Source organism: Methylobacterium sp. E-066 (assembly GCF_022829635.1).
Lineage (GTDB): Bacteria > Pseudomonadota > Alphaproteobacteria > Rhizobiales > Beijerinckiaceae > Methylobacterium.
Genome location: NZ_JAKSYO010000147.1, coordinates 1 through 9,086, shown reverse-complemented (window position 1 = coordinate 9,086; position 9,086 = coordinate 1). Strand labels below are relative to the sequence as shown.

Here is a 9,086-nt window from a genome sequence, read left to right as displayed (position 1 = left end):
CCCGGCCGCCAGTGCCTGAGAGCCGCGAGCGCTCCCGCCCTGATCGCGCGGAGCACGTCTGTGTTTGACAGCAGGCCTTTAGCCGTCCTCATCGCGGAGGCCGACGAGCTCGTCCGTATGGTCACAGCCGACATGCTAGCGGATGTTGGTTTTCAGACCATAGAGGTCTGCACGGCCGCCGAGGCACTGGCGGTGCTCCAAGGACCAGCCGTCGTGCGCATGCTGATCACGGGGCGGGGCATCGTGGGTGATGGTGTTGCCCTCGCCCACCTCGTTCACCGCCGTTGGCCCGGTCTGGGCATCATTGTCACCTCGGGAGCTGGAACGGATCTGCAGCGCGAATTACCGCCGGGCACACGCTTGGTCAGCAAGCCGTACGTCTTTGCGGACCTCATCCAAGAGGTGGAAGCCGGCCTCGCACAGGTGCGGGAGGAGACCTCAACCGTTCCCGTATTGCCGTGTGGAGTACCGCCTCACAGGGGAGTTTATCTCGGCAACGGCGTGGGCGCCGTTGCCGGTCCCTCGACCGAGCCGGATAAGACATAACCTCAACCCCACGACAGCTGATCTGGATCTCTCGCTTCAGCGAGGTCGGCCAAGGTCGATTGGAGCAAACCCCATAGGGGCGCTGCTCCGTTTTCCTGTTTTCGAGAATGGTGCGTGCTAGCATCAACGGCCATTAAAGGTCGAAGCCGAAACCTCCGCTTTAGGACAAAGGGCTAGGGCCCGCTCCCCACCCTTCTCGAACGCTGTGAGATGCAGCTATGCGCGACGGAAAAACCGTCGGATGTCCGAATTGGCGGCTCGGTTGCTTTCGACCCGCTGCAGCCCTTCAAAGGGTCTGTTCAGTGGCAGTTTAATTGGCTCGGACCGACCGACTTCGGGGGCGATACCAACGATGTCTGTGACGAGGCTGTGTCGATAGATGCCAGTTCGCGTTACGTTGGGTTCGGACCGGCTCCGTCAACGACGTAGTAATAGGAACACTGTCTTATATCGGTGGTTGCCTTGGTCCGATTTATTGTCACTCGCCGTGGACCGACGAAACCGCCAAGTGCGACGCGGAGGAAGCTTGCTTTACAACCCGAGCATTTCGGTCTCTGTTGCGGTCCTGTAATCGCCGGACGACGGTCAATAACAAACGGGGATCACAAACCCGGGCCAGGGGATGAGGCAATGGTATATGCAGGATCACCTCGCTGGGAGTGGGTCGGTCTCATCTCAGCGGGGATCGCTGAAGCTGCGTATGCCCGTAAGGACTATGCACGACGGCGATCCGCCGACGAGGCACGACAGCGAACCCTCGCGCTCGGCCGCGTCGTTCAGGCTGACATCATCCCCCGTCTGAGGTTGGCTGATCGCGGAGAAAGGCAGACGCAGCTCGACGTTCTGCCGAAGCTGGATACGGAAGCGGTCGCGGGCTTCACGGATCTGATCCTGGGGCACGACATCACGGCCCTCAGGAACGCATTCAATGCCCTGACAACCAAGGGCTATTCCGTCGACGACCTGTTCCTTGACCTGCTGGCCCCCTCGGCGGCCCTGCTTGGACGCATGTGGGATGACGACCTGTGCGATTTCATCGAGGTGGCAGCCGGCCTCGCCCAGCTCCAGTTCCTGTTGGCCACGTTCCGCATGGACGGAGGCATTGCACCTAATGATAGCGAGCGCAGTATCCTCCTGATGGGGGCACCAGGTGAACGCCACACCTTCGGCCTGGCGATTGTCGAGCAGTTCATGCGTAAGGCCGGCTGGCATGTGGCGAGCGGCCTCGCCTCCAGTCCCGAGCAGATCGCCGATCTCGTAGGTTCGGAGCTGTTCGGTGTGGTGGGCCTAACTTTGAGCCAGGAGAGCCAGCTCGATCAAATCACCGCCTCTATCCGTGCCGTGCGGCGGGCATCGCTCAATGCTTCGATCGGCGTCATGGTTGGTGGACCGATCTTTCTTGAGCATCCCGAATATGTCGAACGGGTCGGTGCCGATGCCTCGGCGGTCGATGCCCCAACCGCTGTGCTTCTGGCCCAAGTGTTGATCTCAAAGACAAACCCTAGACACGCGACAATGCGTGAATACCTTGATTTTCAATGATAATATCAAATACATATGATCAATAAATTTATCAAAAAATCGAAGACTGCTTTAATAATTCATGATCTCTGAGGGGGTATAGAATTAATGACTGTCGTTTAGTTTATATATTATTCGCGTACATTTGGTTTTTATTAGTCAATCCTAAATGAAATTCTTTCTCAGTCGCGGCGATGCAATTTGCGTGATGGAATTACAGGTGCTCTCGTGTGCAGGGCAGATATTTATTTGCAGTGTCCGTCGTCAGATGATTTGGGACGGTTCGTGGCGTTCAGGAGCGGAGGCTCTGGGTCCGTCTGGGTGAGAGGTTAGGCGGTCTGCGCGTGATGGCGCAAACGGCGATCGGTAAGGGTCTGATGCTTGCGCCATTACGCGCCCGCTCGCGCAGGATATCTTCGCCCCGACCGAGATAGACGTCGGCCGGTGTGAGGTTGCCCAGGCTCTCGTGGGCGCGGACGTGATTGTCGTGATCGGCAAACGCTTCGATCCGCCCCTCCAGCTCGCCGGGCAGGTAGGCGTGTTCGAGCAGGATGCGGTTCTTGAGCGTGAGGTGCCAGCGCTCGATCTTGCCCTCTCGTCTGCGGATGACGGGGCGCACCGCGGATGTGGGTTATGCCGCGGCTGCCGAGCCAGTCGGCCAAGTCACCTGCAACGTAGCTCGACCCGTTGTCGGTCAGCAGCCTCGGGCGATGCACGACCTCCACCTGATCGAGGCCAACGGCGGTCAGCGCCAAGTCGAGCGTGGCGGTGACGTCGCTGGCCTGCATCGTCGCGCACAGCTTCGCGGTGGTCTTGTCGTGGAACTCATCGGCAGCTTTGACGACGATGTAGGCCGGGCTGGTGATCAGGTCCTGGGCCTTGAGCAGGCGGGTAGACGGTCGCTTCCGAGACGAAGTACCGGCGCTCGTCGGTGAAGCGTACCGCTAACTCGCGCGGGCTGAGCTCCGGCTGCTCCAGCGCGAGGGTGAGGATCTGCTCGCGAACCTCGGCCGGCAGGCGGTTCCACACCCGGCTCGGCCGCGAGGGGCGGTCGGCCAGGGCTTCGGGGCCGCCGCGGCTGCAGGCGTCGTACCAGCGTGAGACGCATCGAGCGGGTGAGGCCGAGCTTGTCCAGGGTGGTGCGCACCGACAGGTGGGACTGCTCGACCAGCCGGATGATCTCCAGCTTCTCGGGGGCCGGGTACCTCATGCCGCGTCCTCCCCAGCCCCGCGCATGCTTTTTTTGAGCAGGCGGTTCTCTAGAACGAGGTCGGCCACGACCTGCTTCAGCGCGCCCGCCGCGCGGCGCAGGTCCTTGACCTCGTCGGAGGTGGCGGCGCGGGCCGTGTCGCCGGCCAACCGCCGCTTGCCGGCTTCGAGGAACTCCTTGGACTAGCCGTAGGGCATCGAGGACGCGATGCCCTCGCGCCGGCACAGCTCGGCGATGCTGTCTTCACCGCGCAGGCCCTCCAGCACGATGCGGATCTTGTCCTCGGACGAGAACTGCCGGCGCATGGCCCGGCGGATGTCCTCGATCGCGGCTTCTGCCGGCTTCCGTGCCGGCCCGGATGTCTGTTTCATCTTCGCTCCTGGGGCTACGATGAACCAGCCATCCTCCGTTCGTGAAAACCCTCAAACTGTCCTACGAGTGCTGACGGCGGACAATCGAGCGAGGGCGGACGCACGACAACAGCATCCGGCCGCACTTATCACTTGGCTCCTGCCCGCCTGCGCCGGAGGTCGTCATTTGGCCAACGGAACCGAGCGGCTCAGTGCCGTCCGCTCGCCCTGCCATCGTCACACAACCCACGATGCACTAACTTCGCACCTGGGTCACCGGATGGGGGCAGGTCACCGCCTATCAGCGTCCCGGATCTCGCCTTCCAGCTACCCATGGCCGCTACCATGCCGTAGCCTCGCAACTGGCCCGGTCCAAAATACCGGTCAGGTCAGCCCATAGCGCGTCCCTCCACTCCAATGTGAAGAGTGCACCATTAAAACCCGGGATCAAACATCTCAAGGATGATGCAGTGCATCTTACAAAGACAACGGTACTCAACTCGCTGGGAGTGACGGCGGCTGCGGATCGCGACTACAGCTCTGCCCGGAGGCCGCCGTCCATAGGCTCAGGAGCATCATTCATTTGCGTTCGCAGCCAAGCACAGAAGCGGTCGACCGTCCGCCCGTTCGCGCTCGTCTGGCGATGGACGACGTAGTAGCCGCTCTTCGTCTCCACGGTTCGGTCGATGGCCGCCACCAGTTGTCCGCGCGCCATGAAGTCGTTGATGAGCGGACGCCAGCCGAGTGCCGCGCCCTGTCCCGCCAGAGCAGCCTGGATAACGAGACTGTAATTGTTGATCGAGATACGGTTCTTGCCAAGTGTGCAGCTCACGCTACAGGCCCGGAACCAGCCCGACCAATCGAGCCAGCGCGCGTCGGCGACGGACTCGAGATGCAGGAGCGGGACGTTCTGTAGGTCGGCAAGCGTCCGCAGAACAGGGTGGGCCGACAGAAAGCTTGGCGAACAGACCGGCAGCACCGTTTCCGGCATGAGCAATTCTGCGGTGCAACCCGGCCAGTGGCTCGAACCGAAGATGACGGCCACGTCAGCCGGGTCGCGTCGAACATCCAGGCTGCCCTGTGACGTGACCACCCGGACGTTGACCTCCGGCAGGACCTGCTGAAGCGACGGCAAGCGTGGGATCAGCCAGAACGCCGCGAATCCGAAATCGGTCGCGACCGTTAGGTTCCGCAGCGTCGACTGGCGCGTCTCCTCGATCGCTTGAGCGATCTGGCTCAGCCCTTCGGACAGCCCGGCCAGCAGCGCGTCGCCCTGCGGTGTGAGATCCACCCCGCGCGGGAGTCGCTTGAACAGCGACACGGCAACCATGGATTCTAGGTTGGCTATGCGCTGGCTGATGGCCGGCTGCGAGGTGCCGAGAGCCTTCGCTGCCAATCCAAAACTCTTATGCCGCGCCGCAGCCTCGAAGGCGATCAGCCAGGGAAGGGGAGCTAAATTTCGGTACCGTGCCATAATTCCAGCTTATGCTTCCATATCGACAAAGTATCTTCAGGCCCGTTCAAAACAATTGCACAGTGGAGCCGGCCATGTAGTCTAAGGTCAGGATTCGAGTGTAATGGGCAATTCTAGAAAGCCGAATGTACTGGTCTTCATGGCGGATCAAATGAACCCGCTGTTCCTGCCCTTCTACGGCCATCCCGTAACGCGAGCGCCACAGATGGCCAAGGCCGCCGCGGAGGGCGTCGTATTCGAGTCAGCCTACTGTAACTTCCCCCTCTGCGCACCCTCGCGCTACGTCTTCATGAGCGGGCGCCTGCCTTCTCGCATCGGCGCCTACGACAACGCCGCCGAGTTCCAGGCGGAAATCCCGACCTTTGCCCATGCCCTACGCAACGGCGGCTACCGCACGATCCTGTCGGGCAAGATGCACTTTTGTGGTGCTGACCAGATGCACGGCTTCGAAGAGCGGCTGACGACCGACATCTACCCCTCGGATTTCAACTGGACCCCGGACTGGGACGCACCGACCGAGCGCCAGGAATGGTTCCACACCATGAGCTCGGTACTCGACGCAGGTCCCTGCGTACGCACCAACCAGCTCGACTTCGACGACGAGGTGGTGTTCGCGGCCGAGCGCAAAATCTACGCGATGGTCCGCGACAAGGACGAGCGGCCTTTTTTCATGGTCGTCTCGATGACGCACCCGCACGACCCGTTCGCGATCCCGGCTGAGTATTGGGATCGCTACACCGACGAGGAGATCGACCTCCCGCGTCATACGATGCCGTTCGACGCAGCCGATCCCCATTCTCAGCGCATCCGCACGATGTGCAAGACGGAGGCGACGCCGCCAAGTCTCGATCAGATCCGGGCCGCGCGCCGCGCCTATTACGGCGCGATCTCTTACGTCGACGATCAGTTCGGACGCCTGCGTCGCGCGCTTGAGGCCACGAACCTCGCCGACGATACCATCATCGTGATCGTGTCCGATCACGGCGAGATGCTCGGCGAGCGCGGTCTCTGGTTCAAGATGACCTTCTTCGAGGGGGCGATCCGCATTCCCCTCGTGGTCCATGCGCCGTCGCGATTCGCACCGGCGCGCGTAGCGGAATCGGTCTCCTTGATGGACCTGCTCCCGACGTTCCTTGACATCACCGGCACGCCGCCTCTGCCCACGCCACTGGAAGGGCGGAGCCTGCTCCCACATTTGCAGAGCCGGCCGTCTCACGACGAGGCCTTCGCCGAGTATCTGGCCGAGGGGGCTGTCGGCCCAATCGTGATGATCCGCCGTGGGGCCTACAAGTTCATCCACTCGCTCACCGAGCCGGACCTACTGTTCGACCTCTTCGCGGATCCGGAGGAGTTGAGCAATCTTGCCGAGGATCCTTCCGCGGGCGCGGTCTTGAGCCGGATGCGGCGCGAGGCGGCCGAGCGCTGGGCGCTCCCGGCCCTCAAGGAGGAGATCCTTCAGAGCCAGCGCCGCCGCCGCTTTGTCTACAGCGCCCTGGCGACCGGTGCGCGGACCCCCTGGGACTACCAGCCGGTCTCTGACGCCAGCCGGCAATACGTGCGCAATCACATGAACCTCGACGACGTCGAGGCGATGGCCCGCTTCCCACGCCCGTAACGCCGGCAACCGACCCTGCCGACGGTCATCCCGTCGGTTGCCCAGGCGCCAATGGCTTGCCCGGAGATGAGATCATGTCCTTGACGCACGCGCGCAGCCGCCACGCGGATGCCGCCTCCCTCCGGGACCTTCTGTGCTGCCGGCAAGATGTCCTCGCGTCCGGCATGAACATGCGCGGCGCTGTTCGCCGAAGCCGAGCAACGCGCCATCGGAGATGACCGCACGTCGATGACAGTGGTCGGCCTGCTCACAGAGCAACACGTCCTTGAACACGATGCGATCGAGCCAGACCGGCGCAGTTGGCAAGTCGTCGAACCTCGATCTCTGCCGGGATACATGCAGCATGTCTCGGCCGATCGGTTTTTTCAATTCAAAAACCCAACCACGCAATTCAACGCGCGCTCGAATGAGCGATCGCTCGGATCATTTCGTAGAGATTGAAGACATGTTCAAGAAATTCGTGCGTAAGCCGGGAACGGCTCTTCTTGTAGCCCTGCTTGTCACAGCCCTACCGCGGGCGGTCTATGCCCAGGAGGTCGAACTTGACGCCGAACCGAACCGGGTGAATGCGGCGCAGCCCGTCGCCATTCCCGACCCGCAAGCCATGGCACCGACCCGGCAGCGCCGTGCCGCTCGGGTGGAGCCAGCCACGGTGTCAAATCCCGCCGCCATCCCCCTCGCCGCCGACGGAGCCTGGACCTTTGGAGGCGCGGTACGGGGACGCATTACCCTCAACTTCGACGATATCAACCGGCGAACAAGCTTGAACGATACCGGCACTTATTTCGGCGTCGACGCGCTCATCCTCAAAGCGAACTACGACTCGAACACATTCTTCGGAGCGGCGCAGTACAACATTTACGGCGGCGCCTTTCCCTTTAACCGAGCCGCGGGATACAAGGAGACCTTTGGAGAGGCCAACTTCCTCAAGTTTGCCTATGCCGGTATAAAGCTCGACAATGAAAATAGTGTCACTATTGGCCTTCAGCAAGTTCCTTTCGGAATTGTGCCGTATTTCAGCACGTCTTTCATCGAAACGTTTGCCTATGTCATCGGAATCGAAGAAATGTACAACGTCGGCGTGAAATTTTCCCACGTCGAGCGCGACTTTAATTATCAGCTCGGATATTTCCCGCGGATGGCGGCAATTATTTCGGCATAAGCCGCGACAGCGCACGCTACACCACAAATATCGTTCGTGCGGACGCCTATCTGAACGGCGGCACCAACAACTCCGAACAGCATATGCTGGTCGGTCGGGCTGAATACACACTTTACCACGACACCATCGCGAGCGCATCTGTTGGCGCGTCGGCCCTGCATGCGAGCCTCTACAACGACGACACGTCACTATACGGCTCGAAGCAACAGGAGGCGCTGCACTTCATCGGGACCTATGGCCCGTGGCTGACACGCGCAGTTGTGACCCGGATCGACATCAACCCGCGTAATCCAGGCCGTCGCAACGGCCTCATCACAATGGGCAGCTTCGACGGATCCTACAACGTCGCCACGAAAGGCTGGTCGGTTTCGGGCGAGCTGGCCTACAAATTCACTCCAAATTCCGGGCCCTTCACAGAAATTGTTTCGTATCTCAACTACTCCGCTTACTATAAGGATCGCTCCGACTTCCGTGATTCCGAACGTTACATTCTGGGCGCTGCGCTAACTGTCCGCGAAGTCAAAGGACTCTATATCTATTCCGAATTTAGATTCGGTCGAAACGATCCCTACACGGGTATCGGCAACTATGGGCAGGGCACGGGTTCAGGTGGAACGAACCGCTGGGCCACAACGTATCTAACGAACATTGGATATTATTTCTGACCCAGGATCGCGGATGTTGCGCCTGGAACGTGCTTGGCAGGACGACGCCAATCTTCCAGATTGTAGCGCCTCAATAAGCGATGGGCGTTCAAGACGTGGATCACGCCCGCTGAGCGCACATCTCGAAGAACCGCATGCTGCCCGGGGGCTTGGAGGACAATGGAATGAAGCAGGCCACTCTAGCCTGAACGGTTGGCACTTTGCCGGAGCCTGGTGAATGGGCAGGAGACTGTCCTCCGACCTCCCTCAGGCCGCCGCCAGCCGGGGTTCAATCAGAGCCTGTTTGAGTTGTCTTTCCCCTTCTCGCCCTCATCCTGATGCGGCGTAGCGGAGCGGAGTTTTTGAAGGAGCCCTCCAGGAATCGCGCGTCTGGCTGGAGGGCTCCTTCGAGGCTGCTGCGCAGCACCTTGTATTAGCGAATCATGTCAGATTGCCCCTGTCCCGCGAGGGATGCCGGCTCTGGGGTGGCCACCCCAGAGCCGGCGGCGACTGTCGGATCGTTGGCACCTGAGCCTGTGGCCTGCGCCGCGGGCTGGTCCTGAG

6 protein-coding genes and 2 pseudogenes are annotated in these 9,086 nt (G+C 61.2%); 6 read left to right on the top strand and 2 right to left on the bottom strand.

The window, feature by feature from the left end; all coding sequences use genetic code 11:
• A partial coding sequence (locus MKL20_RS20590; RefSeq protein ID WP_313902743.1) for a hypothetical protein occupies positions 1–546 on the top strand: 546 nt, incomplete at its 5' end.
• A gap of 630 nt (positions 547–1,176) precedes the next feature.
• On the top strand, positions 1,177–2,088 hold the full coding sequence (locus MKL20_RS20585) for a B12-binding domain-containing protein (RefSeq protein WP_244038232.1): 912 nt from the start codon (positions 1,177–1,179) through the stop codon (positions 2,086–2,088).
• A 308-nt stretch (positions 2,089–2,396) separates the two neighbouring features.
• Here the strand turns inward: MKL20_RS20585 and MKL20_RS20580 are convergent.
• Positions 2,397–3,648, bottom strand: a pseudogene (locus MKL20_RS20580) (helix-turn-helix domain-containing protein).
• Positions 3,649–3,731: 83 nt separating this feature from the next.
• On the opposite strand from MKL20_RS20580, the pseudogene MKL20_RS20575 reads away from it, so the two are divergent.
• Positions 3,732–3,887 (top strand): annotated as a pseudogene (locus MKL20_RS20575) (IS3 family transposase); the annotation flags it as partial.
• Positions 3,888–4,159: 272 nt separating this feature from the next.
• Here MKL20_RS20575 and MKL20_RS20570 read toward each other — a convergent pair.
• Positions 4,160–5,101 carry a choline sulfate utilization transcriptional regulator gene (locus MKL20_RS20570; protein ID WP_244038231.1) on the bottom strand — a complete coding sequence of 314 codons (942 nt, stop codon included), beginning with the start codon at positions 5,099–5,101 and terminating at the stop codon, positions 4,160–4,162.
• 103 nt (positions 5,102–5,204) lie between these two features.
• Between MKL20_RS20570 and betC the strand changes: the two genes are divergently transcribed.
• From betC to MKL20_RS20555, 3 genes are all read left to right on the top strand, one after another.
• On the top strand, positions 5,205–6,716 hold the full coding sequence (gene betC / locus MKL20_RS20565; protein WP_244038230.1) for a choline-sulfatase: 1,512 nt from the start codon (positions 5,205–5,207) through the stop codon (positions 6,714–6,716).
• A 343-nt stretch (positions 6,717–7,059) separates the two neighbouring features.
• Complete coding sequence (locus MKL20_RS20560; RefSeq protein ID WP_244038229.1) at positions 7,060–7,878, top strand: hypothetical protein; 819 nt, start codon at positions 7,060–7,062, stop codon at positions 7,876–7,878.
• 83 nt (positions 7,879–7,961) lie between these two features.
• Positions 7,962–8,543, top strand: coding sequence for a hypothetical protein (locus MKL20_RS20555; RefSeq protein ID WP_244038228.1), 582 nt, complete (start codon positions 7,962–7,964; stop codon positions 8,541–8,543).
• Positions 8,544–9,086: the final 543 nt, after the last annotated feature.